Source organism: Pararhodobacter marinus (assembly GCF_003122215.1).
Taxonomy (GTDB): Bacteria; Pseudomonadota; Alphaproteobacteria; order Rhodobacterales; family Rhodobacteraceae; genus Pararhodobacter; species Pararhodobacter marinus.
This window is the reverse complement of the sequence record NZ_QEYD01000001.1, coordinates 192235-219000: the sequence shown is the minus strand read 5'-3', so window position 1 is coordinate 219000 and position 26766 is coordinate 192235. Positions and strand designations below refer to the sequence as shown.

The window sequence follows — 26766 nt, the reverse complement described above, 5'->3', positions numbered from 1 at the left end:
GCTGACATGCTATGCCTAGTAGCATGTACGCAGCCCGCCCCAATATAAGCCAAACCCTTCCGATCATTCGTCAACTCGACGACAGCGCCGCGAATCGCATCGCGGCGGGCGAGGTGGTCGAGCGCCCGGCCTCGGCGGTGAAGGAGCTGGTGGAAAACGCGCTCGATGCCGGGGCGGTCCGGATCCGGGTCGATTACTCGGCCGGGGGCAAGACGCTGATCCGCGTCACCGATGACGGGCACGGCATGACGCCCGAGGACCTGCCGCTGGCGCTGAGCCGTCACGCGACCTCGAAGATCGATGGCAGCGACCTTCTGAACATCCATACCTTCGGCTTCCGCGGCGAGGCGTTGCCCTCGCTCGGCGCGGTCGGGCGGCTGAAGATCGCCAGCCGCGCCGAAGGGCATGACGGCGCCGAGATCACGGTGAATGGCGGCGCCATCGGGCCGGTGCGCCCCTCGGCGCTGAACCGGGGCACGCAGGTCGAATTGCGCGATCTGTTCTTCGCCACGCCCGCGCGGCTGAAATTCCTGCGCACCGACCGCGCCGAATCGCAGGCCATCGCCGAGGTGATGCGCAAGCTGGCCATGGCCGAGCCGTTTGTGGGTTTCACGCTGTACGATGTGGATGGCGGGCGCGAGATCCTGCGCGTGGATGCCGAACAGGGAGAATTGTTCGACGCGCTGGGCGCGCGGCTGACGCGACTGATGGGGCGCGACTTCACCGAGAACGCGCTGAGGATCGAAACCGAGCGCGACGGCGTGCGCCTGTCGGGCTTTGCCGCGCTGCCGACTTTCTCGCGCGGATCGACCGTGGCGCAGCACCTGTTCGTCAACGGCCGCCCGGTGCGCGACAAGCTGCTGATCGGCGCCTTGCGCGCGGCCTATATGGACGTGCTGTCGCGCGACCGGCACCCGGCGGCGGTGCTGTTCATCGATTGCGACCCGCATCATGTCGACGTCAACGTCCACCCCGCCAAGGCCGAAGTGCGGTTTCGCGATTCGGGCATCGTGCGCGGGCTGGTCGTCAGCGGACTGCGTCACGCCCTGGCGGCGGCCGGGCATCGGGCCTCGGGCACGGTGGCGACCGAGACGCTGGGCGCCTTCCGCCCCGAAAGCACCGGGGGCAACCCGGCGCCGCGCATCTACCAGATGGATTTCGCCAGCCGTCCCTCGACGGGCGCGCTGCGCGACAGCTATGCCGCGCAGGCGCCGGTGGATCCGATTCTGGACGAGGCCCCGGCGTCCTGGCAGCCCGCTGCCGCGTCGGGCTGGGATAGCGACGGCGCCACCTCGGCCCGGATCGAGCCCGCGCACGGGCCGACCGATACGCCGCTGGGCGCGGCCCGCGCGCAGTTGCACGAGAATTACATCATCGCCCAGACCCGCGACGGGCTGGTGATCGTCGATCAGCACGCGGCGCATGAGCGGCTGGTCTATGAGCGGCTGAAGGCCCAGAAAGACGCCCATGGCGTCAAGGCGCAGGCGCTCCTGATCCCCGAGATCGTGTCGCTGTCGCCGTCGGATGCGCAGCGGCTTCTGGACCACGCCGAAACCCTGGCAACGCTGGGTCTGGTGCTGGAACCCTTCGGTGGTGACGCCATCGCCGTGCGCGAAACGCCCGCCGCGCTGGGCAATTGCGACGCGCGCGGGCTGGTTCTGGATATCCTGGACGAGCTGGCCGATCTGGGCCAGTCGCAGGCGCTGGGGGCGCGGATCGACGCGGTGCTGTCGCGCATGGCCTGTCATGGCTCGATCCGCTCGGGCCGGCAGATGCGCGCCGAAGAGATGAACGCGCTTCTGCGCGAGATGGAGGCGACGCCGCTCTCGGGGCAGTGCAACCATGGGCGGCCCACCTATGTCGAGCTGAAACTCTCGGATATCGAGAAGCTGTTCGGTCGCCGATGATCCTGAACCTGTCCGACCCTCTGGTGCTGGGCGCGCTTGCCGCCGGGGTGATCGCGCTTTTGCTGCTGATCGTGCTGTTCACCACGCTGAAAGCCGCCCGCGTCGCCGCCCCGCTGCAATGGCAGATGAGCCAGCTGGGCCAGCGCGTGCAGGCGCTGTCCGATGGCCAGCAGCATCTGGCGGGCGGGCTGCACCATGTCTCGGATGCGCAGGCCAAGGCGCAGGCGCAGATGATGCAGCTGATGGAGCAGCGTCTGGCCGATGTGGCCGACCTGATGGGCGACGCGCTGGAAGGCTCGTCGGTGCGGACGGCGCGCAGCCTTGGCGATCTGCACGCGCGGCTCGAGGCCATCGACAAGGCGCAGGCGAATATCGAGAAACTGTCGGGCGATGTGCTGTCCTTGCAGGACATCCTGTCCAACAAGCAGACCCGCGGCGCCTTCGGCGAGATCCAGCTGCACGATATCGTCGCCCGCGCGCTGCCTTCGGACGCGTTCACGATGCAGGCGACCCTGTCGAACGGCAAGCGCGCCGATTGCCTTGTGCACCTGCCCAAGCCGCCCGGCCCGATCGCCATCGACGCGAAATTCCCGCTCGAACCCTACGAGGCCCTGCGCGCCGCCACGAACGAGGGCGAAAAGGCCGAGGCGCAACGCCAGATGCGCGCGGCCATGCGCCACCACATGCGCGCGATTGCCGAGAAATACATCCTGGAAGGCGAAACGGCCGAAGGCGCGCTGATGTTCCTGCCCTCGGAGGCGGTCTATGCCGAGCTGCACGCCAACTTCCCCGACCTGGTGCGCGAGGGTTTCGCGCTGAAGGTCTGGACCGTGTCGCCCACCACCTGCATGGCCACGCTGAACACGATGCGCGCGGTGCTGAAAGACGCAAGGATGCGCGAACAGGCGGGGGCGATCCGGGGGGAATTGTCGGCCTTGTGCGCCGATATCGACCGGCTGGGCACGCGGGTGGAGAACCTGGACCGGCATTTCGGACAGGCGGCGCGCGATGTGGCCGAGATCCGGATTTCTGCCGAGAAGGCGGGGCGGCGGGCCAAGCGTCTCGACAATTTCGATTTCGAGGAGCTGGCGGCGGAGCCCTCTGCCGATCCGGCGCCGGTGCTGCGCGGTTGAGGGCGAAGGGGGCTGTCTGCCCCCTCTTTGCCTGACGGCAAATTCACCCCGAGGATACTTGCGGAACAAAGATGCGCGATCAGGCGCGGATGAATTCGGCGATGATCCCGGCGGTGGCCCCGGGGGTTTCGAGGACCGGCGCATGGCCGCAATCGGCGAGGGTCCGGTTCCGGCCATCGGGGGCGGTGCAGGCAAGCCAGTCGCCGGTGGCGGGGGCATAGACGCGGCTTTTCGCGCCGTGCAGCGCGAGCAGCGGCACGGGCAGCCGGGTGATCGCGTCGCGCAGGTCGGTCCGCGTGAGCGAGGTCCAGAACCGCGCCATCGTGGCGGGGTCGCGGGCGCGGATACGCGCCTCGGCCCGGCCGGCGGACATGGCGGTGCAGCCCTGCGGCCGGGCGAACATCGTCTGGGCGATGGCGCGGGCGGCGCGCGGCCAGTCCTGTTCGAACCGCGCGGCGGCACGCGCGGCTTTCCCGGCGCTCTGGTTGCGCATCGGGAAGTTCCAGCCGGGCGCGGGCAGGGGGCAGGGCGACATGTCGACCGAAACCATGCGCGCGATGCCCGGGCCGCCCCGGTCGAGGTAGTGCCAGCCGATCAGCGCGCCCAGCGACCAGCCGACCAGCGTGGCGTCGCGCAGCCCGTTCGCGGCGATCAGGTCGCCGAGCTGCGCGACGCCGCCTTCTACGGTCGCCGGATAGGCGGTGCTTGCGCCGTGGCCGGGCAGGTCTGGCGCGAGGCAGGGCGCGGGCAGGGCCTGCGCGAGCGGGGCCCAGATATCGCCGCTCATCGTCCAGCCATGCAGCAGGATCACCGGGGCGCCGGTCCGGTCCGTGCCCCAGCGGTGCAACGCGATGGTCACCGGGTGCCCCGGAGCCTGCCGACGATGCCGGTGGGGAAGAAATAGACCGACAGGATGAACAACACGCCCAGCCACAGAAGCCAGCGGTCGGGGCTGAGAAGCTCGGGCAGGACGGGCACGGATGCAGTGGCTTCGGACAGGCCGCCCATCAGTTCCTTGAGGTAGTTCTGTGCCAGCACGAAGATCGCCGTGCCGACCACCGCGCCGTACATCGTGCCCATGCCGCCGATCACCACCATCAGCAGGATGTCGAGCATGATCTCCATGCCCAGCGTGGTGGCGGGGCCGACATAGCGCAGCCATATGGCGAAGAGCGAGCCTGCCAGCGCCGCGACCATCGCGCTGAGGCAGGTGGCCAGAGCGCGGTAATAGACGACGCGGTAACCGATCGCCTCGGCGCGGAAGGCGTTTTCGCGGATCGCCTGCAGGACGCGACCGAAGGGCGAATTGACGATCCGCAGCATCAGAAGGAACAGGAGCAGGCTGCCGCCGAAGACGAGGTAATAGTTCAGCGTCTTGCCGGTGATGCGGGTCCCCATCACCTCGCCCAGCCGGTTGGCGGGGGTGAGTTCGCGCGGGATGCGGATATTCATTCCGTCCTCGCCGCCGGTGAAACCCGAGAGCTGGCTGACCAGCACGGCCACGGCCGAGGCGATGGCGAGCGTTATCATGGCGAAGAAGATCGCCCGCACCCTGAGCGACAGAAGCGCGATCAACAGCGCGATCACGCCCGACACCGCCAGCCCGATCAGCGCGCCCAGCGTGAGCGCGCCATAGCCCGTGCCCAGCCGGTCGATGGTGATGGCGACGCCATAGGCGCCGATGCCGAAGAACATCGTATGCGCGAAGCTGACGATGCCGCCATAGCCCAGAAGCAGGTCGTAGCTCGCCACCAGCACGATGAAGATGCAGATCCGGGCGGCGGTTTCCAGCGAGCGCGAGCCGGGAAACAGGAAGGGGGCGAAGGCCAGCGCGATCAGGATCGCGACCAAGAGCACCGACAGCACGATGCTTTTCGGGGAATCGCCGGAAAGGAGACGGTTCATGTCAGTCTGTCCTGCTCATTTCGCCTTGATGACGGGGACCATCCCCATGGGACGCCACATCAGGATCGCCACCATCAGCGCGATATTCGAGATCAGCGCCAGCTTGGGTTCGAGGAAGGCGGCGTAGTTCTGCACCAGCCCCACGGTCAGCGCGCCGATGAAACAGCCCTCGACCGAGCCCAGCCCGCCGATGATCACCACGATGAACACGAGGATCATGATCTCGTTGCCCATATGGGCGGTGATGATCTCCTGATAGAGCGCCCACATCACGCCCCCCAGCCCTGCCAGCGCGGACCCGGCGATGAACACGCCGATGAAGACGCGGGTGATGTTGTAGCCCAGCGCCTGCACCATTTCGGGATTCTCGACACCCGCGCGGACGATGAGGCCGATCTTGGTGCGCCGCATCACCGCGCGCAGGGCCAGGAACACGACGAGCCCCACGCCGACCGCCAGCAGGCGGTATTTCTCGAGCGCGGCGCCGGCGAAGGTGATCGCGCCCTTCAGCGTTTCGGGCCGGGCGATGACGATCTCGTGCCCGCCCCAGATGACGTAGATCAGCTGTTCGGCGACGATCAGCCCGCCCATCGTGACAAGGATCTGTTTCAGGTGGCTGCCATAGACCGGGCGCACGATCACCCGCTCGAAGGCGAGGCCCATCACGCCGGTGACGATCATCGCGGCCAGCACCGCGGCGGCGACGGCCAGCAGGTTCAGCATCAGCGAGGGCACGCCGGTCATCGTGCCAAGCGCCAGCAGCACCGAGGTGCCGACGAAGGCGCCGAAGGAAATAAAGGCGCCGTGGCCGAAATTGATCACGTCCATCAGGCCGAAGACCAGCGTCATGCCCGAGGCGATGACGAAGATCATCATGCCCATGGCCAGCCCCGACACGGTCAGCGTCAGCCAGGAGGACGGGTTGCCTATGGCGAAGAAGCCCAGCACGATCAGGACAGGAACCAGCAGCAGCGGCAGCCAGGGTTTCAGCCGGTCAGACAGCGACAGGCTCGCCATCTTGGGCGCGTGGCCGGGGGCGGAGTCGCTCATGAATGCTCCATCTTCAGGCCCATCAGGCGTTCCTGCAGGGCGGTATCGGCGGACAATGCAGCCATCGCGCCGGTCCAGACAATGCGGCCGTCATCCATCACCGCGACATGATCGCCAAGCGCGCGGGCGAGCGAGAAATTCTGCTCGACCATGAGGATGGTGGCGCCGCGGTTCTTCAGATCCTTGAGCGCGCGGGCCAGCGTGGCGACGATGGCGGGGGCAAGGCCCTTGGACGGTTCGTCGATCAGGTACAGCTCGCGGTCCTCGACCACGGCGCGGGCCACGGACAGCATCTGTTTCTGACCGCCCGACAGCGTGCCGGCGGGCGATTTCCAGAAGGTCCTGAGCGCGGGAAAGGCACCGAAGATCCAGTCGAGCCGTTCGGCGACCGGCTGGCCGGACAGGGCGGCGAGGCGGATATTCTCTTCGACCGACAGGTCCGAGAAGATGCCCATGTCTTCGGGGACGAAACCGATCCCGCGCCGGGCGATCTGCGCGGGATTCAGCCCGTTGATCGGCGCGCCGTCCAGCAGGATCTCGCCCGCATGGGGCTTCCACAGGCCCATGATCGTGCGCAGCGTGGTGGTCTTGCCCGCGCCGTTGCGGCCCAGCAGCATGGTGACACCGCCGCGCGGCACGTCGAAACTGACGCCGTGCAGGATGTGGTACTGGGCGATGTCGGTCTTGACGCCCTTCAGCTGCAGGATCGGGTCAGACATCGCTCAGTTCCTTGCCCAGATAGGCCTCCTGCACCACGTCCGAGGCCATCACCTCGGCCGGTTTGCCATCCGCCACCAGCGCGCCGTTGTGCAAGACGATGATCCGGTCGGCGAGCGAGCGGATCACGTCCATCTTGTGCTCGACCAGAAGGACGGTCGCCTCGGGATCGGATTTGATCATCGCGATCAGGTCCAGGATCACCGGCGCTTCCTCGACCGACATGCCGGCGGTCGGTTCGTCGAACATGAAGACGCGGGGTTTCAGGGCGATCATTGCCGCGACTTCCAGCTTGCGCTGGTCGCCATGGCTGAGCGCGCTGACGGTCTGGTCGGCGAGGTGGGTCAGCCGCACGCGCTCCAGCACCGCCTGGGCTTCGGCGATCAGGTCGCGGTGTCCCATCGCCATGGTCCACAGGTTGAACCCGCGCCGCTCGCGCGCCTGCACGACAAGGCGGACATTTTCCAGAACGGTCAGGCGCGGGAACAGGTTGGTCAGCTGGAAGGCGCGGCCGAGCCCGGCCTCGGTCCGGGCGGCGACGGGCAGGCGGGTGATGTCGCGGCCCATCAGCTCGACGCGGCCCGAGGTGGCGCGGATCTGGCCCGAGATCAGGTTGAAATAGGTGGTCTTGCCGGCGCCGTTGGGCCCGACGATGGCGGTCAGTTCGCCGGGGGTAAAGGCGCAGCTTACCTGGTCCACCGCGACATGGCCGCCGAAGCGGACCGTCAGGTCGCGGGTCACGAGCGAGGGGGAAGGCATGGCGATGTCGCTCCCGGTGGCGGGGACGGACCGGGGGGCCAGCCCCCCGGACCCCCCGGGATACTTATGGAACAAAGATGAAGGTGCAGCGCCCGGCGGGATGGATGCCGGGGGGAAGGGCGGCGGCGCGGCAGGGGCGCCACCGCCGTCCGGTCACTGGTTGCGGATCGGGATGTCCATCATGTCGGGCGTGATTTCCCGCACCAGATCGGGGATCGCCCAGTCGACATCGTCTTCGACGCGGATGCGGAAGTGATACATGGACTGCATCGCCTGGTGATCCTCGGGGCGGAACCACATCTCGCCCTTGGGCGTCTCGAAACGCATGCCTTCCATGGCGGCGATCAGCTCTTCGGTATCGGTCGAGCCGCCGGTCGCGCGCAGCGCTTCCACCACCGCGATGCCCGCCGCCATGCCGCCGGCGGTGAAGAAGTCGGGCGGCGTGCCGTAGCGCTCCATATGCTGTTCGACGAACCACTGGTTCACCGGGTTCTGCGGGATCTCGTAATAGTAATAGGTCGCGCCTTCCATGCCGGGGAAGTCGCGATAGGCGGCCATCGCGGGCAGGATATTGCCGCCGGTCGCCATCTGGATCCCGAAGCGCGACGGGTCCATCGCCTGGATCCGGCCCATCGGGTTGCCGCCCCCGGCCCAGATCACGAAGAGGCGGCGGTCGCCCTCGTGCTCTTGCAGCGCGTTGAAGATGCGCTCGGCGGCGGCGGTGAAGTCGGTGGTGTCGGTGGGGACGTATTCTTCGTGCACGAGCTGGGCGGGCGTGCCTTCGAGCGCTTCGCGGAAGGCGGCGACGCCGTCGCGGCCAAAGGCGTAATCCTGCGCCAGCGTGGCGATCACGACGCCTTCCTGACCCAGCGCGATGGCGTTCGAGATGGCGTCCTGCGACGAGTTGCGGCCGGTGCGGAAGATGTAGCGGTTCCAGTCCGATCCGGTGATCGAATCGGCCACGGCGGGCTCGACCAGCAGGATGCGTTCGTATTCCTCGGCCACCGGCAGCATCGCCAAAGCCACGCCCGACGAGGTCGGGCCGACGGCGATCGCCGCGTCATCGTCGCCGAAGGCCTGCGCCAGCAGCGCGCGGCCCAGATCGGGGCGCAGCTGGCTGTCATATTCGGTGACGACGATATCGTTGCCCTCGATCTGCATCGTGCCCTCGGTGGCGTATTCGATGCCCATCATCAGGCCGATCTGGCTTTGCTCGGCATAGGCTTCCAGCGCGCCGGTGGAATCGTGGATATGCGCGATGCGGATTTCGTCGGCCAAAGCGGGCGCGGTGGCCAGCGCGACGAAGGCTGCGCTCAACAGCAGTTTCATGAAACCCTCCCTGTTTCAAACATGAACGATGATTCATGTTTCATTTAGGGATGCCCGCCCTGCGCGAGTCTGTCAAGACAACTTTGTTGCGCGGGCACGGGATCGGGCGATCTGATCGAGCGGTGTCGCGGGTGGGAGGGCGGAACTCCTTGACCCCGCCGCCGCGGTCCCTATCTGTAGCCCTCAGAACAAGGAGCCCCGACATGGATTTCATCCCCGCTGCCCGCACGCCCTTCGCGCCGCAACGAGTGATGATGACCCATGCCTGCCACGATTACCCTGACCTCCCTGTTCTGGACGCTGCCTGACGGCACGCCGCTTCTCACCGACCTTTCGCTGTCATTCGGGCCGCGCCGCACCGGTATCGTCGGCCGCAACGGCACCGGGAAATCGACCCTGCTGCACCTGATCGCCGGGGCGCTGACCCCGCAGCGCGGCGAGATTGCCGTAACGGGGCGGGTGGCAATGCTCAGGCAGGTTTTCGATCCCGGCGAAACCGTTGCCGATCTGTTCGGCGCGCGCGACTCGCTTGCGGTGCTGGCGCGGGCCGAGGCAGGGGAGGCCACGCTGGACGAACTGACCCATGCGGACTGGACGCTGGGCGCACGGATCGACGCGGCGCTCGAGCGTGCGGGCGTCGCCTGTACGGCGCAGACGACGCTGGACCATCTCAGCGGCGGTCAGGCGACCCGTGTGGCGCTGGCCGCGGCGATGTTCGGCGCCCCCGATTTCCTGTTGCTGGACGAGCCCACCAACAACCTGGACCGCGACGGACGCGCGGCGGTCGCGCAGATGCTGCGGGACTGGCCGGGCGGGGCGCTCGTGGTCAGCCATGACCGCGAATTGCTGGACCGGATGGACGAGATTGTCGAGCTGAGTTCTCTGGGGGTGCAGCGCTATGGCGGCGGCTATTCGGATTACGCCGCACGCAAGGAGATCGAGCGGGACGCCGCGCATCACGCGCGGTCGATTGCGCAAAAGCAGCAGGCCGATATCGCACGGCAGGCGCAGCAGGCAGCCGAGCGCAAGGCGCGCAGCGACCGCGCGGGGCGGCGGCTCAGGGCTTCGGGAAGCCAGTCGAAGATGCTGATGGACAAGGCGAAAGAGCGCTCCGAGGCCAGCGGCGGCGCCAATGCCCGGCTGCGCGAGGCCCGTGCGACCGAGGCCGAGGCCGCGTTGCGGGACGCCGACAGCCGGATCGAGATCGTGGAACCCGTGCGGATGGACTTGCCGCCCAGCGGGCTGGCGCACGACCGCCGCGTGCTGACGCTGGAGCGGGTGACGGGCGGGTACGATGCGGAAAACCCGGTGATCCGCGATTTCAGCCTTGCCCTTGTCGGGCCCGAGCGGGTGGCGCTGACCGGGCCGAACGGATCGGGGAAATCCACGCTGCTTGCGCTGATCACCGGCGCCCTGCCGCCGCTGGACGGTCGGGTCGAGCGGCATTTGCCGCCGGTGCTTCTGGATCAGTCCGTGAGCCTGCTCGATCCGGCCGAGACGCTGGTCGACGCGTTCCTGAGGCTCAATCCGGGGGCGGACCAACAGGGGTGTCGCGCGGTGCTGGCACGGTTCCGGTTCCGGGCCGAGGATGCGCTGAAGGTCGTCGGCACGCTCAGCGGGGGGCAGCGGCTGCGCGCGGGGCTGGCCTGCACGCTGGGCGGGCCGCAGCCGCCCGGCCTGCTGATTCTCGACGAGCCGACGAATCACCTGGATCTGGAGGCGACGCAGGCGCTGGAATCGGCGCTGGCGGGCTATGACGGCGCGATGCTGGTCGTCAGCCATGATGCGCGCTTCCTGGACGCGCTGGGCCTGACGCGGCGCATCGCGCTGGGTTAGGCGCGGATCTTGAGCGGCGCGCGGCTGCGGTCATTGCCCGCCTCGGCCGCCTTGGAAGCCAGCGCAATGAAGGCGGCCCGCTCGTCATCGGACAACCCGCAGAGGATCTCGTCCTGCAGGTCCGAGACCACGGGCACGATGCGCGCAAGCATCGCCTCGCCCGCCTCGGTCAGGACAAGCCGGCGCGAGCGGCGATCCTTTTCGTTCACGCTGCGGGTGACGAGCCCCTTGGTTTGAAGCCGGTCGACCACGCCGCCGATCGTCACGCGGTCATGCGCGATCATCCCGGCCAGCGTGGCCTGGTCGATACCGGGATTGTCGCTGAGCGCGTCGAGCGCCGCGAACTGGACGGGCGTCAGATCCAGCCCCAGTCCCTGCATCCGGTCCTGGAAGATCGAGACGGCAATCTGGTTGAGCCGCCGGATCAGGTGGCCCGGCATCCTGTGAAAGATCGTCATGGGGAAAGAATATCCGAGAGGCAGGATTTGACAAGTACACGTATTGTAAGCATACTACCTTTAACGATGCGAAAGGGAGGCGACTCGCATGACCCAACTGGGGACACTGGAGGAATTGCCGCAGGATTACCGCGACGCCATGGCAAAGGCCGGGGTTGCGCCGCTGTGGCCAATGATGCGCAACGTGCTGCCGCATGGACAGCCCAAGCCGCAGACCAGGACGGGTTTCTGGAAATACGACGACGTCCGCCCGCTGCTGTTGCGCGCCGGCGAGCTGACGCCGGTCGAAAAAGCCGAGCGTCGCGTGCTGGTCCTGTCCGATCCGGGCCGGGGCAATGGCGCGATGCAGGCGACCGCGTCGATCTATCTGGGCATGCAGCTGTTGCTGCCCGGCGAAACCGCCCCCGCCCATGTCCACACGCCCTCTGCCACGCGGATCATCGTCGAGGGCAAGGGCGGCTACACCGTGGTCGATGGTGAGAAACTGCCGATGGAAGACGGCGACCTGGTGCTCACGCCGGGCGGCGACTGGCACGATCACGGCCATGAAGGGACCGAGCCCGTGGTCTGGCTCGATGCGCTCGACCTGCCGCTTTTCGTTTATCTCGAAGGGTCTTACGCCACCGAAGGCCCGCTTCAGGCACAGCGCAACCGCCCCGATGCCTCGCTGGTCGAGTACCGCTCGGCCGGGCTGGTTCCCAGCCGGTCGCGCAACACCGCGCGGAAATACCCGATGACCCGTTTCCCCTGGGCGCGCACCGAGGAAGCGCTTCGCGAAATCGCGAAATATGGCGATGGCGGCGTGGCCGAGGTCGATTTCATCAACCCGGAAACCGGCATGGACGTGTTGCCGACGATGGGCTTTACCGCGATGATGCTGGCCAAGGGGCAGGCGGATCATCCGCCGATCCGGTCGTGCTCGTCCGCGTTCCATGTCGTGAAGGGCAGTGGAACCACGGTCATCGACGGCAAGGAAATCGCCTGGGGTCCGAAGGACACGTTCACGGCGGCGCCCTTCGCCGAAATCGACCACCAGGCCGGTGAGGAAGCCTTCCTCATCCGCGTGCACGACCGCCCCCTGCAGGACAAACTGGGTTACTACGAGGAACGCGCCCGATGACAACTCTTTTCCCGACGCCCGACTTCCCGACCATTCCGGTCAAAGGGGAGTCCGCCGGCTATCCCGTCATGCGCATCTTCTGCGTCGGTCGGAACTATGCCGCCCATGCCGCTGAAATGGGGGTCGAGGTCGACCGCGAGGCGCCCTTCTACTTTACCAAGAACCCGCTGCACACGCTGGCGTCGGGCCAGACCATCCCCTACCCGCCGGGCACCGAGAATTACCATTACGAGATGGAGCTCGCGCTGGTGATCGGCAAGCCGGTGTTCCGCGCGTCCAAGGACGAAGCGGCAGCGGCGATCTATGCCTATGGCTGCGCGCTGGACATGACGCGCCGCGACCTGCAACTGGTCGCGCGCTCGAAACAGCGGCCTTGGGATCTGGGCAAGGATGTCGAGCAATCGGCGGTCTTCGCCGAGCTGACCAAGGCCGAGGATTTCGGCGAGGTGGGCGAGCAGCGCATCCATCTGGAGGTGAACGGCGAAAGCAAGCAATCCTCGACGCTGAACCTGCTGATTCACAACTGCGTGGACGTGGTGGCCGATCTGTCGAAGTTCTACCACCTGCAGCCGGGTGACGTGATCATGACCGGCACGCCCGAAGGCGTCGGCGCCGTCGTGGCGGGGGATCGCATCACCGGCGGCATCGATGGGCTGGCGCCGATCGAGCTGACCATCGGGGCGGCGGAATGATGCGCTTTCACGGATATTTCCGGTCCTCAAGCAGCTATCGCTGCCGGATCGCCTTTAACCTGAAGGGGGTCGAGACGGAATTCGTCTCGGTCCACCTGACGAAGGATGGCGGTCAGCAGAAATCCGAGGCCTACAAGGCGCTGAACCCGCAGGGGCTGGTGCCGACGCTGGAAGTGGACGGGCTGGTTCTGACGCAAAGCCCGGCGATTCTGGAATGGCTGGAGGAAACGCACCCCGAGCCCCGGCTTCTGCCGCAGGATCCGGCCGAGCGCGCCGCCGTGCGCGCCTTCTGCGCCGTGATCGCCTGCGAGATCCACCCGCTGCAGAACCTGCGCACGCTTCAGTACCTTGAGCAGAATTACGGCCAGCAGCTGGACGGCAAAGAGGCGTGGTGCCAGCGCTGGATCGGCGACGGGCTGGCGACCTGCGAGGCGCTGCTCGCGAAGCGTCCGAAAACCCGCTTCGCCTTTGGCGATGCGCCGGGCATGGCTGAAGTTTACCTGGTGCCGCAGATGTTCTCGGCCAACCGGTTCAAGGTCGACCTGTCGGCGATGCCGCGCCTGCGCGACATCTATGCCGAATGCGAGAAGCTGCCGGCCTTTGCAAAGGCCCATCCGTCCGTGCAACCCGACGCGTCCTGACAGGGCGCGTTTTTTCGCCGCGATGCGCCGGAGAAGCAAGTCTACAACGGTTGTGGTGACAAAGAGTGACCGAGCGGTCGATAAATTTTACTTGCGGAAAAAGTGCCCGCGTGGAACCTTGCGACCGCAACGAAAAGTTGGTGTGGGCTGTGGCGAAATAATGTTAGCAATATAATGCGACATGTGCCATCACTTGCAACATAATGCCAGCTTTGTGTTTTTTTGGGAGGAGTGACACAATGAAAAATCGGAGATCGGCACTCGGGCTCTTCGGCGCCGCCGCGGCTCTGGCCCTGACGGCCGGAACCGCCTCGGCGCAGGAATACACCCTGCGCATGCACCAGTTCCTGCCGCCGCAGGCCAACGTGCCCCGCGACGTGCTGGATGTCTGGGCCGACAATGTCGAAGAGGCATCGGGCGGTCGCATCGAGATCGAGCGCTATGCGTCGATGGCGCTGGGCGGCACCCCGCCCGAGCTGATGGACCAGGCCATGGACGGCGTTGCCGACATCATCTGGACCGTCAACGGCTACACCCCCGGTCGCTTCCCGCGTACCGAGGTGTTCGAATTGCCGTTCTTCGTCGAAGATGCGCGCGCCGCGTCGTCGGCCCTGTGGCAGATGTATGACGAGCATATGCGCGACGATTTCGCCGGCGTTCACATGCTGGGCATGTGGGTCCATGGCCCTGGCATGTTCCACACCAACACCCCGGTTCAGCACCCGTCGGACCTGCAGGGCATGAAGATCCGCGGCGGTTCGCGCGGCGTGAACGACCTGCTGGCACTGACCGGCGCCGAGGCCGTTGGCCTGCCGGTTTCGGGCGTCCCCGAGGCGCTGTCGCGCGGCGTGATCGACGGCACCACGATCCCGTGGGAAGTCACCACCGCGCTGCGCGTGTCCGAACTGGTCGACAACCACACCGAGTTCGAAGGCCCGGCGCTGTATGTGCTGACCTTCTCCTTCGCGATGAACCAGGACACCTACGATTCGCTGCCCGAGGACCTGCAGCAGGTCATCGACGACAATTCGGGACTGGAATTCTCGATCTTCGCGGGCGGCGTTCAGTCGGATGCCGATGGCCCGGCGCGCCAGATCGCGGTCGATCGCGGCAACAACATCGTCACCGTCTCGGAAGAGGACGCGCAGGAATGGCGTCAGGTGGTCGAGCCGCTCTATGCCAACTGGGTCGCCGATATGGAGAGCCAGGGCATCGACGGTCAGGCGCTGATCGACGAGGCCCGCGAGTTGATGGCCGAATACGAGGCGTCGCACTGAGACCCGTCCGGATTTCCGGATCCTGATGCCAGAACAAAGCCGGGGGAAGGCCGCAAGCCGCGCCCCCGGCCCCAAGTTTTCCATGCCGACATGAGGGAGGATCCCATGTTCACCAAGACCAAAACTCTCAGCCTTCTGGCGACCCTTGCGCTGTCGACATCCGTCGCGGGCAGCGCGCTGGCCCAGGAAGTCACCCTGCGCCTGCACCAGTTCCTGCCGCCGCAGGCCAACGTGCCCGCGCTGGTGCTCGATGTCTGGGCCGACCGGATCGAAGAGCAATCCGAAGGCCGGATCGCCATCGAACGCTTCCCGGCCATGGCGCTGGGCGGCACCCCGCCCGAGCTGATGGACCAGGTGCTCGACGGCATCACCGATCTGGCCTGGACCGTGAACGGCTTCACGCCGGGCCGCTTCCCGCGTTCGGAAGTGTTCGAACTGCCGTTCTTCGTCGAGGATGCCCGCGCGGCCTCGGCGGCCTACTGGCAGATGTACGAAGAGCACATGGCCGACACCGATTATCAGGACGTGCACCTGATCGGCACCTGGGTCCATGGTCCGGGCGTGCTGCACACCAACCGCCCGGTCGAGCAGATCTCGGACATGCAGGGCCTGAAACTGCGCACCCCGTCGCGCATGGTCGGCCAGCTTCTGGAGATCCTCGGCGCCGAGCCGATCGGCATGCCGGTCACGGCGATCCCGGAAAGCCTGTCGCGCGGCGTGATCGACGGCGCGGTGATCCCGTGGGAAGTGACGACCGCGCTGCGCGTGGCCGAGCTGGTCGAGAACCACACCGAGTTCGAGAACTCGTATCCCTATACCGTGACCTTCACGCTGGCGATGAACCGCGACGTGTATGAGGACATGCCCGAAGACCTGCGCGCCATCATCGACGCCAATTCGGGGCTCGACTTCTCGGTCTTTGCCGGTGGCACGCAGGCGGATTCGGATATCCCCGCCCGCCAGCTTGCGGTCGATCGCGGCAACAACATCATCACGATCCCCGAAGCCGAGGTCGCCCAGTGGCGTGAAGCCGCGCAGCCGGTCTACGACGCCTGGATCGCCGATATGGAAAGCCAGGGCATCGACGGTCAGGCTCTGATCGACGAGGCGCGCGAACTGATGGACGCGTACCAGCCGGCCGAGTAACGCCCATTGTCCCGTCCCGCCCGGCAGGCCCGGGCGGGGCATGGACCCCAGACAAGCGCCGGAGCAACCGGCCGTTGACGGGAACGGAACGATGTTCACAACCATACACAAGGTCTTCCACGCAGTCGCCTGGCTGATGGCCGTCATCGGCGGTATCGTTCTGGGCCTCATGGTGCTGATGATTTGCCTGTCGATCCTCGGCCGCGAGGCGTCGGATATCCTGCATTCCGCCTGGATGCAGGGCACCGCGCCCGATCTGGCGCAAAGCCTGCTCGATGCCGGTATCGGCCCGATCTACGGGGATTACGAACTGGTAGTCGCCGGCATGGCGTTCTCGATCTTCTGCTTCCTGGGCTGGTGTCAGATCACCGCCGGACACGCGACGGTCGATGTCTTCACCTCGGGTATGAGCGACCGCTCGCGCCGCTGGCTGCAGGCCGGGATCGAGATCCTGTTCGCCGCTGCGCTGGTGCTGATCGCGATCCAGCTCTACGACGGGATGAACACCCTCGCGCGGCGCCGCTCGACCACCTTCCTGCTGCAATATCCCCTTTGGTGGAACTATGCCCTGTCGCTGGTTCCGGCCATCGCCACCGCCGTGATCGCCATCTACATGGCGCTGGTGCGCATCGTCGAAGCCGTCAGCGACCGCACCCTCGTCACTACCGCCGGAGCAGACCATTGAGTAACCTTGCGATCGGACTTCTTTCCTTCCCCGTCCTGCTGGGCCTCATCTTCGTGCGCGTGCCGATCGGGCTGTCGATGTTCGTCACCGGCTTCGGCGGCTACTGGCTGATCGAGGGTTCGACCCGCGTGCCGATGGCGCAGCTGAAAAACGCCGCCTACTCGACCTTTGCCAGCGAATCGCTCGCCATCGTGCCGATGTTCCTGCTGATGGGCTATTTCGCCACGATCGGCGGCATGTCCAAGGCGCTGTTCAAGGCCGCCGAGGCCTTTGTCGGCCACCGCAAGGGCGGGGTCGGCATCGCCGCCATCGCCTCCTGCGCGGGGTTCGGCGCGATCTGCGGCTCGTCTCTGGCCACCGCCGCGACGATGGGTCGGGTGGCCCTGCCGGAATTGCGGCGCTTCGGCTATGACGGCGGCATCTCGACCGCGCTTCTGGCCGCGGGCGGTACCCTGGGCATCCTGATCCCGCCCTCGGTCGTGCTGGTCATCTACGCGATCCTGGCCGAGCAGAACATCGCCAAGCTGTTCCTTGCGGCCTTCGCGCCCGGGCTTCTGGCCGCCGCCGGCTACATGATCGCCATCTCGATCTATGTGCGGCTTTACCCCGAGCGCGCCGGCACGGCCGAGCGCGTGCCGATGGGCGAGCGGATGAAGCGCCTGCTGGGCGTCTGGCCCGTGCTTCTGGTGTTCTTTGCCGTGGTCGGCGGCATCTATGGCGGGGTCTTCACGCCCACCGAAGGCGCGGCTGTCGGCGCGCTGGGGACGGGCCTGATCGCGCTGGCCAATCGCGGGCTGAATTTCCGCACCCTCCTGGACAGCTTCACCTCGACCGCGCGCTCGACCGCGATGATCTTCTTCATCGTCTTCGGCGCGGCCTTCTACAATGGCTTCCTGGCCCGCACGCAGGTTCCCAACGCACTGAGCGAATGGGTGGTCGGCCTTGGCCTTGCGCCGGTCGCGGTGCTGGTGCTGATCCTGGTGATCTACCTGCTTCTGGGCTGCGTCATGGACAGCCTGTCGATGATCCTGCTGACCATCCCGATCTTCTTCCCGATGATCATGGCGCTGGATTTCGGCATGCCGTCCGAGCACGTGGCGATCTGGTTCGGGATCCTCGTGCTGATCGTGGTGGAAACCGGGCTGATCACGCCGCCGGTTGGGATGAACCTGTTCATCATCAACGCGATGGATCGGATGACGCCGATGACCCACACCTACAAGGCGGTGTCGTGGTTCGTGCTGTCGGACCTGATCCGCGTGGCGATCCTGATCGCCTTCCCGGCCATCACGCTGTTCCTCATAGCCTGACAACGGTGACTTGCCGTTTAGACGGGGGCCTTCGGGCCCCCGTTTTTCATGCGGCGGGACCCGCGCGGGATTGACCGATATCGTTATGAAAGATAATCAGTACACAGGATAATCTTGGGAGGGGTTTCCATGCAGATCGACGGACAGATCGCGCTTGTCACTGGCGGCGGAAGCGGGCTGGGCGAAGCGACCGCACGGCTGTTGGCCAAGCGCGGCGCGAAGGTGGCGGTGCTGGATTACGACGGTGCCAAGGCCGATGCGGTCGCGGCCGAAATCGGCGGGCTGGGCGTGCAGGCCGATGTCGGCGACGAGGCCGCCGTGACCGCCGCCTTCGACAAGGTGCAGGACGGGTTGGGCGCGATGCCCCGGATCGCCGTGAACTGCGCGGGCATCGGTGTCGCCGCGCGGATCGTCGGGCGCGAGGGCAAGATGTCAATCGACCTGTTCGAGCGGGTGATCCGCGTGAACCTGATCGGCAGCTACATCGTGATGTCCTATGCCGTGAAGGGCATGCAGGCGCAGGATCCGCTGGACGGCGGCGAACGCGGCGTGGTGGTCAACACCGCCTCGGCCGCGTGGCAGGACGGGCAGGTGGGTCAGGCGGCCTATTCCGCGTCGAAGGGCGGCATCGCCTCGATGAGCCTGCCGGCCGCGCGCGAACTGGCGCGTTCGGGTATCCGGGTGATGGCGATCGCGCCGGGGCTGTTCAACACGCCGATGATGGAAAGCCTGCCCGAGGAAACGACACGCCAGATCGTCGCCAATATCCCGTTCCCCGACCGGCTGGGCGCGCCCGAGGAATACGGGCTGATGGTCGCGCAGATCGTCGAGAACGCCTATCTCAACGGCACGACGATACGTCTGGACGGGGCCACGCGCCTGCCGCCGCGCTAAGCGGATGACCGGCCCCGCAAATCCCGCGGGCGTGCCGTCTTCGTCCGCCGACGACGCAGGCGGCGCGGGCCCGGATGCGATCCTGCGCAACAATATCGGCTACGACATGAAGCGCGCCTTCAACGCGATTCAGGCCGATGTGAACGCGACCTTGCAGCCTTTCGGTCTGCGGATGCTGACCTATTCGGTGCTGGCGGTGATCCGCGACAATAACGGCCTGCGCCAGTCGCGGCTGGCCGAGATCCTGCTGATCGAACGCCCGAATCTCGTGCTGATCCTGGACGAGCTCGAAGGGCTTGACCTGGTGACGCGGACCCGCGCGCCCGATGACCGGCGCGCCTATGAACTGACGGTCACGCTGAAGGGGCGGCGCCTGTGCGACCGAGCTTTCCGCGCGGTGGCCGAGCATGACAACCGCATGGCAAGGGGGCTTGGCGCGGAGGAGCGCGCGGCCCTGCACAAGGCCCTGCGTCTGATCGAATCGAACGGGAGGAGCCCGGATGACTCTGGAAACTCAGGGCGGGAAATACCGCGCCCATAACGCGCGGCGCGAAGATCTCGCCGATGGCACCATCCTTTTGACCAGCGGCCTGTCGCTGGGCCCGGTGGCGCGCTGTTCGACCGACTGGCTGGTCGACTGGGCGGCCAGGGTGCCGGACCGCACCTTCATCGCGGAACGCTCGGGTCCGGGCTGGCGCGAGGTCAGCTATGCGCAGGCGCTCGACATGGTGCGCGCCATCGCCGCCGCGCTGGCCGACCGCGGCCTGAACGCCGAGACGCCGATCCTGATCGTCAGCGGCAACGGCGTGGATCACGCGCTGTTGACGCTCGCCGCGCAGTATATCGGCGTGCCGACCGTCCCCGTGGCCGAGCAATATGCGCTGATCGAGGGCGCGCATCCGGTGCTTGAACGCATTGCGGGGATGATCCGTCCGGCGATGGTCTTTGCCGACGATACGGCCCGCTATGGCAAGGCGCTGGCACTGCCGGTCTTCGACGGGGTGGAAAAGGTCGTGAGCCGGGGCGCGGGCGACGGCATGACCGATTTCTCCGCGTTGCTGAAAGGGCAGGGCGACGTGAGCGCGCTCAACGCCAAGGTCGGCTCCGATACGGTGGCGAAATACCTTCTGACCTCGGGCTCGACCTCGCATCCCAAGGGGGTGCTGACCACGCAGCGGATGATGACCACCAATCAGGCCCAGCTGAAGGAATGCCTGCCTTTCGTGGCCGAGAAGCCCTTGGTATTGCTGGACTGGCTGCCGTGGAACCACGTTTTCGGCGGCTCGCACAACTTCAATCTGGTGTTGTCGAATGGCGGCACGCTGTATGTCGACAACGGCAAGCCGACGCCCGCCTTGGCGCATCACACCATCGAGAACCTGCGCATGGTCTCGCCCACCATCGCCTTCAATGTCCCGGTGGGCTTCGGTGTGCTGCGCGATGCGATGAAGAACGACGACGCGCTCAAGCAGCAGTATTTCCGCAATCTCGACATGCTGTTCTATGCCGGCGCTTCGCTGCCGCAGGATATCTGGGCCGATCTGGAAGCCATCGCGCACGAGGTCCGGGGCGACATGCCGCTGTTCAATTCCAGCTGGGGCCTGACCGAAACCGCCCCCGCCGCGCTGATCCAGCACGAATTCACCGATCAGTCGGGCATCATCGGCGTGCCGCTGCCGGGGGTGACCATCAAGCTGGTGCCGGCGGACGATGACAACCGGTTCGAGGTGCGCGTCAAGGGCGACACGATCACGCCGGGCTATCTGCACGATCCCGAGAAGACCGCCGAGGCCTTCGACGATGAAGGGTATTTCATCACCGGCGACGCGATGAAATTCGTCGATCCCGCCGACATGAACAAGGGCATGAAGTTCGACGGCCGCATCGCCGAGGAGTTCAAGCTCAACACCGGCACCTGGGTCCGCGCGGCGGGGCTGCGGCTGGAAATCCTGTCCAAGCTCAAGGGGCTGGCTGCCGATGTCGTGCTGACGGGCGCCGACCGGGCCGAGATCGGCGTGATGATCGTGCCGACCGACGCCCTGCGCGCGGGGGCCGTGGATCACGACGGCGCGCTGGCGGTCACGCAGGCGGCCGAGATCGCCGAACGTCTGAAGCCCGCGCCGAACGAAGGCTCGGCCCATGCCGTGCGCCGGGTGCAGGTTCTGGCCGAGCCGCCCTCGATGGCCGAGGGCGAGATCACCGCGAAGGGCAACCTGAATTTCCGCAAGCTCCTGATGACGCGCAAGGCGCTGCTCGACAGGCTTTACGACGATTCCGATCCCGCGACGATCAAGGTTTGAACCATGGCCATCGCCTATATTCCCTACGGCGCCTACTGGTGCTCGCCCTTCGCGCGCTGGCAGGGGGCCCTCGCGCATCTGCATTCGGTCAAATTCGCCGCCCATGTCACGCGCGACGCGATGGCCGCGCGGGGCCTGACGACCGACTTGCTGGATTACTGTGCCTATGGCTACACGGTGATCCAGCCGAACATCTTCTACGGCGCGCCGTGGTTCTCGGCCCTGATCGGCGCCGAGGGCCTGCCCGGTCCAACCGTGAACCAGGCCTGCGCCACGGGGCCGCGCCTGATCGCCACGGCGGCGGGTGAAATGGCTCTGGGCAATGCGGGCGTGGCGCTGGTGGCGGCGGGTGACAGGCTGTCGAACGGCGCGCATGTCTATAACCCCGCGCCCGGCGGCCCCGGGGGCACCGGCAGCAGCGAAGACTGGGTGCTCGACAGCTTCAACCACGATCCCTTCGCCAAGAACGCGATGGTCGACACGGCCGAGAATGTCGCCCGGCGCGACGGTATCGACACCGCCGAGCAGCACGCGCTGGTCCTGCATCGCCATGGCCAGTATCAGCAGGCGCTGATTGACGACCGGGCGTTTCAGCGCCGCTTCATGGCCGATCTGGACATCCCCGACGCCGCTTTCCGCAAGACCACGGGCACGGCCTCGGGCGATCAGGGCATCCAGCCGGTCGATCCCGACAAGATGGCCCGCCTGAAACCCGTGCGCGAGGGTGGCAGCGTCACCTTTGCCGGCCAGACACATCCGGCGGACGGCAATGCGGGCATGATCCTGTGCGCCGATGCCGGTCGCGCGGCCGAACTGGGCAAACCCGGCGGCCCACGCGTCGCGGTGCTGGCCGTGACGCAGGCGCGCGAGGAAAAGGGCTTCATGCCCGCAGCCCCCATAAAGGCCACTCAGCGCGCGCTTGACGCGCTGGGGCTGACGATCGCGGATATCGACGCGATCAAGTCGCACAACCCTTTCGCGGTGAACGACATCGCCTTCGCGCGGGCGTTCGGGATCGACTGGCAGGCGATGAACAATTTCGGCTCGTCGCTGATCTGGGGCCATCCGCAGGGGCCGACCGGCCTGCGCGGGATCATGGAGCTGATCGAAGAGCTGGAAATGCGCGGCGGCGGGACCGGGCTGTTTCAGGGCTGCGCGGCGGGGGATTCGGCGATGGCGGTGGTGATCCGGGTTTCCTGAGCCCCGCCGCCCGGCTCGGCACGCTGTGACCGCGTGCCGGGTTTTCTTTCGTCCGTCATGGCGGTAATCCTGCACGAACTCCCTTCTAGACAGGCTTATCCATGACGCATGACATCGCCCAAGCCCTTCTCGACGCCGCCCGCAAGGCCGGTGCCGACGCCGCCGATGCGATGGTCATCGACGGCACGGCGGTGTCCATCGACGTGCGCGAGGGGCGGCTGGAGCAGGCCGAACGCGCCGAGGGTCTGGATCTGGGCCTGCGCGTGCTGATCGGCAAGCGGCAGGCCTGCGTCTCGTCCTCGGATGCAAAGCCCGAAGCACTGGCGGAAATGGCCGCGCGCGCCGTCGCCATGGCGCGGGAAGCCCCCGAAGACCCCTATATCGGCCTTGCCGATCCCGCGCAGCTGGCCGAGCGCCGCGATGCCGAGGGGCTGGAACTGGTCGACAATTCGCCCGAGCCCGAGCCCGAGGCATTGCTTGACGATGCCTGCCGCGCCGAGGCCGCTGCCCGCGCGGTCAGGGGTATCACCCAGATCGACCAGGCAGGCGCCAGCTATTCGCGCCGGACCATCCGTCTTGCTGCGTCGAACGGGTTCGAAGGCGGCTATGCCCGCACGTCGCGCAGCACGTTCTGCGTGGCGATCACCGGCGAAGGCACGGCGATGGAGCGCGACTGGGCCAGCGAAAGCCGGATCTTTCAGGCCGATCTGCCCGATGCGGACAGCATCGGAACCGAGGCAGGCACCCGCGCCGCCGCCCGCTTCGGCAGCCGCAAACCGCCCTCGGGCCGGTTCCCGGTCCTGTATGACGAGCGCGTCTCGTCCTCGCTGATCGGGCATCTGACCAGCGCGATCAACGGTGTCAGCATCAGCCGGGGCAGCAGCTGGCTTCTGGACGCGATGGGCAAGGCGGTTCTGCCGGACGGTTTCGACCTGATCGAGGATCCCTTGCGTGTGCGCATCCCCGGAACGCGGCCCTTCGATGCCGAGGGACTCGCCACCGGGCGCAATCCGCTGGTCACGGGCGGCGTGCTGCAGCGCTGGGTTCTGGACCTCGCCACCGCGCGCAAGCTGGGGCTGGACAGCACCGCCAATGCCTCGCGCGGGCCCTCCGCGCCGCCCTCGCCCAGCCTGTCGAACCTGACGCTGACGCCCGGCACCGCCAGCCGCGAAGACCTGGTCCGCGACATGGGCACCGGGCTTCTGGTGACGTCGCTGATCGGCTCGACCATCAACCCGACGACCGGGGATTATTCGCGCGGTGCCTCGGGCTTCTGGGTCGAGAATGGCCAGATCGCCTACCCGGTCAACGAATGCACCATCGCGGGCAATCTGCGCGACATGCTGATGCGGATGACCCGCGCAAACGATGCGCGGCCCTACCTGTCCACGCTGGTGCCGTCGCTTCTGGTCGAAGGACTCACGATTGCCGGCGCGTGACGCGGATCTGGCCGATCTGGCCCTTCTGGGCGAGGCGGCGCTGGAAGCGGGCGAGATCGCGACGCGCTATTTCCGCGCCGATCCCCGGGTCTGGGACAAGGGCGACGGTCAGGGCCCGGTGACCGAGGCCGATCTGGCCGTGAACACGCATCTGCACGACCGCTTGCGCACGGCGCGGCCCGATTACGGCTGGCTCAGCGAGGAAAGCGATCCGCTGGGCGACCTGTCGCGGCTGGAACAGGAGACGACCTTCGTCGTCGATCCGATCGACGGCACCCGCGCCTTCATCGACGGTCAGCCCGGCTTTGCCCATGCGCTGGCGGTGCTGCGCGCCGGCGAGCCGGTGGCGGCGGTGGTACATCTGCCGGCCTTGTCGCTGACCTATGCCGCCGCGCGGGGGGCCGGGGCCACGCTGAACGGCGACGCCATCGCCGCCACCACGCGGGCCGAGGCCGAGGGCGCGACAATCCTCTGCGCGCGCCCGGCGCTGGATCCCGTGCACTGGCCGGGCGGGCTGCCGCCGGTGAAACGGCAGTTCCGTCCCTCGCTGGCCTGGCGGCTGGCGCTGGTGGGCGAGGGGCGGTTCGATTCCATGCTGACGATCCGCGATGCCTGGGACTGGGACATTGCCGGGGCCGCGCTGATCGCGACCGAGGCCGGGGCGACGGTGACCGACCGGCATGGCCGGGCGCTGTCCTTCAACCGGGCCGATGCGCGCAATGCGGGCGTGGTCGCTGCCGGGCCGGCGCTGCACGGCATCCTGATCGCGGGTCTGGGCGGGGGTCTGGGCGGGGCCGTGGGGCAACATCGGCAAGAGGGGCAGGGCAATGGCGCATAGCGCCGTGACATCGGGGGTGTGGTTCCACGCGACCGAGCCCGCGTCCTTCGAGGCGCTCTCGGTGCTGGCCGCGCAGACGCTCGAGCGGAAGGAATGCGACGGGGTACACGTGACCGGCGGCCCCGGCGCGCCCGGTCCGGGCGACGATCTGCGCAGCATCGATGCCGTGTTCGACCATTTTCCCGCCCGGCTTCTGGTGCTGGGCGGGGACGCGCTGCCGTTGCCGATCATCGAACGGGCGCGGGCGCGCGGGGTGCGGCTGATGCTGGTCGATACCGCCGATCCGGCGGTTTCCGGCGGCTGGCGGCTGTTGCGCGGGCCCCTGCGCAGCACCCTGGCCCGGTTCGAGCTGATCCATGCCCGCGACGCGGCCTCGGCCGCATCCATCGCGCGCGACCTGCGGGGGCGCGCGACGGTGCTGCCGACCGGGCGCCCGGCGCGGTTCGGTGCCACCCCCGGCTGCAACATGGCCGAGCTCGATTCGCTGCGCGAGACGATCGGGGCGCGTCCCGTCTGGCTGGCTCAGGGGCTGCCGCTGTCGGAACTCGACGGGGCCTTCCTGGCGCAGATCCATGCGCTTCGGCGTGCGCACCGGCTCCTGATGATCGTCATGCCCTGCAGCAACGACGACGAGGCGGCCATCGCGCAGCGCGCCAGCGAGGTGGGCATCACCTGCGCGCGGCGCCTTCTGGACGAAGAGATCGACGAGACGACGCAGGTCTATGTCACCGATGCCGAGGACGATCCTGGCCTGTTCCTGCGGCTGGCCTCGGTCACCTATCTGGGCGGCACGCTGAGCCCTGACAGCGCAACCCCGCCGGCGCTGCTGCCGGCCTCGCTGGGCTCGGCGCTGGTTTTCGGCCCGGCCGGACAGCCCGGTCAGCGCGAGCTTCTGGGCAAGCTGCGCGCGATCGGGGCGGGACGGCAGATCCCCGAGATGACCGAGCTGGGCCCGGCGATCAGCGCGCTCCTGTCGCCCGAGATCGGCGCCGAACAGGCCTTGCGCGCGTGGTCGCTGGCGACCGACGGGGCCGAGGCCACCGAACGGCTGGTGGCGTCGATCTGCGACTGCCTGAAGACGAAGGAGACAGCGCCATGAAAGCCCCCGGATTCTGGTCGAATCCGCCGACGCGGCCGGGCTGGCAGGCGCGGCTGCTGGCGCCCCTGGGCGCGCTTTACGCAAGCGCGACGGCCCGGCGGATGCGGGGGGCGGGGCACCGGGCCTCGGTCCCGGTTGTCTGCATCGGCAACCTGAACGCGGGCGGCACCGGCAAGACGCCGACCACGCTGGCGCTGATGCAGAGCCTGAGCGCGCGGGGTCTCGCGGTGCATGTCGTCTCGCGCGGCTATGGCGGGACGCTCGAAGGGCCCGTGCGGGTGGACGAGCGCGAACACAGCGCCGCGCAGACCGGGGATGAGCCGCTTCTGATGGCGGCCTTCGGGCCGGTCTGGGTGGCAAAGGACCGCGCCGCGGGCGTTGCCGCCGCCGAAGCGGCGGGGGCGCAGGTGATCCTGCTCGATGACGGGTTCCAGAATCCCTCGGTCGAGAAAAGCGCGGCGCTGATTGTCGTCGATGCGGCGGTGGGATTCGGCAACGGACGCTGCATCCCGGCAGGCCCCCTGCGCGAGCCGGTCACAGCGGGGCTTGCGCGCGCGGATGCGGTGCTGGCGATCGGGCCGGAGGACAAGGTGGCACGGTTCCGGCGGGACTGGGCGCAGGCCCTGGCCGGGATCCGCGTGTTCAGCGCGACGCTGGAGCCTTTGCAGACGGGGATGCACTGGAACGGCCTGCGCGTGCTGGCCTTTGCCGGCATCGGGCGGCCGGGCAAGTTCTTCGAGACGCTGCGGCAGACCGGCGCGAATGTCGTGCGCATGCAGGCCTTGAGCGATCACCAGCCGCTGACCCATGCCCTGTACCTGCGGCTCGACGCCGAGGCGCGGCGGGAAAAGGCGCAGCTGGTGACGACCGAGAAGGACGCCGTGCGGCTGCCGATGGCACAGAGGCGGCAGGTGCTGACGCTGCCGGTGCGGCTGCGGATCGCTGACGAGGCGGGGCTCATCGAGGCGCTGCGGCTGTAGGGTGCGTGATGGCACGCACCGGTGGCGCTGCTTTCCCGCGGCGGTGCGTGC

Annotated in this window: 25 protein-coding genes; 18 read left to right on the top strand and 7 right to left on the bottom strand. The window is 67.5% G+C overall.

Annotated features, from left to right (window positions below; all coding sequences use genetic code 11):
- The first annotated feature begins 23 nt into the window (after positions 1–23).
- Both mutL and C4N9_RS01080 read left to right on the top strand, forming a co-directional pair.
- Positions 24–1907, top strand: a complete 1884-nt coding sequence (mutL, locus tag C4N9_RS01085) for a DNA mismatch repair endonuclease MutL (protein WP_109531439.1) — start codon at positions 24–26, stop codon at positions 1905–1907.
- A complete protein-coding gene (locus tag C4N9_RS01080; protein ID WP_109531438.1) occupies positions 1904–3040 on the top strand; it encodes a DNA recombination protein RmuC in 1137 nt (378 codons plus the stop codon). Before mutL ends, C4N9_RS01080 begins: the two co-directional genes overlap by 4 nt.
- Before the next feature lie 79 nt (positions 3041–3119).
- On the opposite strand, the gene C4N9_RS01075 is transcribed toward C4N9_RS01080, so the two are convergent.
- The 6 genes from C4N9_RS01075 to C4N9_RS01050 form a co-directional block, all read right to left on the bottom strand.
- A complete protein-coding gene (locus C4N9_RS01075; protein WP_109531437.1) occupies positions 3120–3899 on the bottom strand; it encodes an alpha/beta fold hydrolase in 780 nt (259 codons plus the stop codon).
- On the bottom strand, positions 3896–4945 hold the full coding sequence (locus C4N9_RS01070) for a branched-chain amino acid ABC transporter permease (RefSeq protein ID WP_109531436.1): 1050 nt from the start codon (positions 4943–4945) through the stop codon (positions 3896–3898). The genes C4N9_RS01075 and C4N9_RS01070 overlap by 4 nt, the downstream gene beginning before the upstream one ends.
- 15 nt (positions 4946–4960) lie before the next feature.
- Entirely contained in the window at positions 4961–5995 is a 1035-nt protein-coding gene (locus C4N9_RS01065) for a branched-chain amino acid ABC transporter permease (protein WP_168192076.1), read from the bottom strand.
- A complete protein-coding gene (locus C4N9_RS01060) occupies positions 5992–6714 on the bottom strand; it encodes an ABC transporter ATP-binding protein (RefSeq protein ID WP_109531435.1) in 723 nt (240 codons plus the stop codon). The genes C4N9_RS01065 and C4N9_RS01060 overlap by 4 nt, the downstream gene beginning before the upstream one ends.
- Positions 6707–7471 carry an ABC transporter ATP-binding protein gene (locus C4N9_RS01055; protein WP_109531434.1) on the bottom strand — a complete coding sequence of 255 codons (765 nt, stop codon included), beginning with the start codon at positions 7469–7471 and terminating at the stop codon, positions 6707–6709. The genes C4N9_RS01060 and C4N9_RS01055 overlap by 8 nt, the downstream gene beginning before the upstream one ends.
- Positions 7472–7624: 153 nt before the next feature.
- Positions 7625–8800, bottom strand: coding sequence for a substrate-binding domain-containing protein (locus tag C4N9_RS01050; protein WP_109531433.1), 1176 nt, complete (start codon positions 8798–8800; stop codon positions 7625–7627).
- A gap of 261 nt (positions 8801–9061) precedes the next feature.
- Between C4N9_RS01050 and C4N9_RS01045 the strand changes: the two genes are divergently transcribed.
- The gene (locus C4N9_RS01045) at positions 9062–10636 is read left to right on the top strand and encodes an ABC-F family ATP-binding cassette domain-containing protein (protein ID WP_109531432.1); all 1575 of its coding nucleotides are present in this window, start codon (positions 9062–9064) and stop codon (positions 10634–10636) included.
- On the opposite strand, the gene C4N9_RS01040 is transcribed toward C4N9_RS01045, so the two are convergent.
- The gene (locus C4N9_RS01040) at positions 10633–11094 is read right to left on the bottom strand and encodes a MarR family winged helix-turn-helix transcriptional regulator (protein WP_210403951.1); all 462 of its coding nucleotides are present in this window, start codon (positions 11092–11094) and stop codon (positions 10633–10635) included. The genes C4N9_RS01045 and C4N9_RS01040 overlap by 4 nt on opposite strands.
- Positions 11095–11182: 88 nt before the next feature.
- Between C4N9_RS01040 and C4N9_RS01035 the strand changes: the two genes are divergently transcribed.
- The 15 genes from C4N9_RS01035 to lpxK all read left to right on the top strand — a co-directional run bounded on the left by C4N9_RS01035 (position 11183) and on the right by lpxK (position 26715).
- Positions 11183–12214, top strand: coding sequence for a cupin domain-containing protein (locus tag C4N9_RS01035; protein ID WP_109531430.1), 1032 nt, complete (start codon positions 11183–11185; stop codon positions 12212–12214).
- A complete protein-coding gene (locus C4N9_RS01030; RefSeq protein WP_109531429.1) occupies positions 12211–12906 on the top strand; it encodes a fumarylacetoacetate hydrolase family protein in 696 nt (231 codons plus the stop codon). Before C4N9_RS01035 ends, C4N9_RS01030 begins: the two co-directional genes overlap by 4 nt.
- Complete coding sequence (gene maiA, locus C4N9_RS01025; RefSeq protein WP_210403950.1) at positions 12903–13547, top strand: maleylacetoacetate isomerase; 645 nt, start codon at positions 12903–12905, stop codon at positions 13545–13547. The genes C4N9_RS01030 and maiA overlap by 4 nt, the downstream gene beginning before the upstream one ends.
- 239 nt (positions 13548–13786) lie before the next feature.
- Entirely contained in the window at positions 13787–14824 is a 1038-nt protein-coding gene (locus C4N9_RS01020) for a TRAP transporter substrate-binding protein (RefSeq protein WP_109531427.1), read from the top strand.
- Positions 14825–14929: 105 nt separating this feature from the next.
- Entirely contained in the window at positions 14930–15970 is a 1041-nt protein-coding gene (locus C4N9_RS01015) for a TRAP transporter substrate-binding protein (RefSeq protein ID WP_109531426.1), read from the top strand.
- Between the two features lie 91 nt (positions 15971–16061).
- On the top strand, positions 16062–16655 hold the full coding sequence (locus C4N9_RS01010) for a TRAP transporter small permease (protein WP_245902412.1): 594 nt from the start codon (positions 16062–16064) through the stop codon (positions 16653–16655).
- Complete coding sequence (locus C4N9_RS01005) at positions 16652–17965, top strand: TRAP transporter large permease (RefSeq protein WP_109531425.1); 1314 nt, start codon at positions 16652–16654, stop codon at positions 17963–17965. The genes C4N9_RS01010 and C4N9_RS01005 overlap by 4 nt, the downstream gene beginning before the upstream one ends.
- A gap of 129 nt (positions 17966–18094) precedes the next feature.
- On the top strand, positions 18095–18859 hold the full coding sequence (locus tag C4N9_RS01000) for an SDR family NAD(P)-dependent oxidoreductase (protein WP_109531424.1): 765 nt from the start codon (positions 18095–18097) through the stop codon (positions 18857–18859).
- A 4-nt stretch (positions 18860–18863) separates the two neighbouring features.
- Positions 18864–19400, top strand: coding sequence for a MarR family winged helix-turn-helix transcriptional regulator (locus tag C4N9_RS00995; protein WP_109531423.1), 537 nt, complete (start codon positions 18864–18866; stop codon positions 19398–19400).
- Positions 19360–21159 (top strand): feruloyl-CoA synthase, encoded by a 1800-nt coding sequence (locus tag C4N9_RS00990; protein WP_109531422.1) that lies wholly within the window; start codon positions 19360–19362, stop codon positions 21157–21159. Before C4N9_RS00995 ends, C4N9_RS00990 begins: the two co-directional genes overlap by 41 nt.
- A 3-nt stretch (positions 21160–21162) precedes the next feature.
- A complete protein-coding gene (locus C4N9_RS00985) occupies positions 21163–22359 on the top strand; it encodes a thiolase family protein (protein ID WP_109531421.1) in 1197 nt (398 codons plus the stop codon).
- Between the two features lie 101 nt (positions 22360–22460).
- Complete coding sequence (locus C4N9_RS00980) at positions 22461–23798, top strand: TldD/PmbA family protein (protein ID WP_109531420.1); 1338 nt, start codon at positions 22461–22463, stop codon at positions 23796–23798.
- The gene (locus C4N9_RS00975) at positions 23785–24636 is read left to right on the top strand and encodes a 3'(2'),5'-bisphosphate nucleotidase CysQ (RefSeq protein WP_245902411.1); all 852 of its coding nucleotides are present in this window, start codon (positions 23785–23787) and stop codon (positions 24634–24636) included. Before C4N9_RS00980 ends, C4N9_RS00975 begins: the two co-directional genes overlap by 14 nt.
- Positions 24626–25735, top strand: a complete 1110-nt coding sequence (locus C4N9_RS00970; protein ID WP_109531418.1) for a hypothetical protein — start codon at positions 24626–24628, stop codon at positions 25733–25735. Before C4N9_RS00975 ends, C4N9_RS00970 begins: the two co-directional genes overlap by 11 nt.
- On the top strand, positions 25732–26715 hold the full coding sequence (gene lpxK, locus C4N9_RS00965) for a tetraacyldisaccharide 4'-kinase (RefSeq protein WP_109531417.1): 984 nt from the start codon (positions 25732–25734) through the stop codon (positions 26713–26715). Before C4N9_RS00970 ends, lpxK begins: the two co-directional genes overlap by 4 nt.
- The last annotated feature ends 51 nt before the right edge of the window (positions 26716–26766 follow it).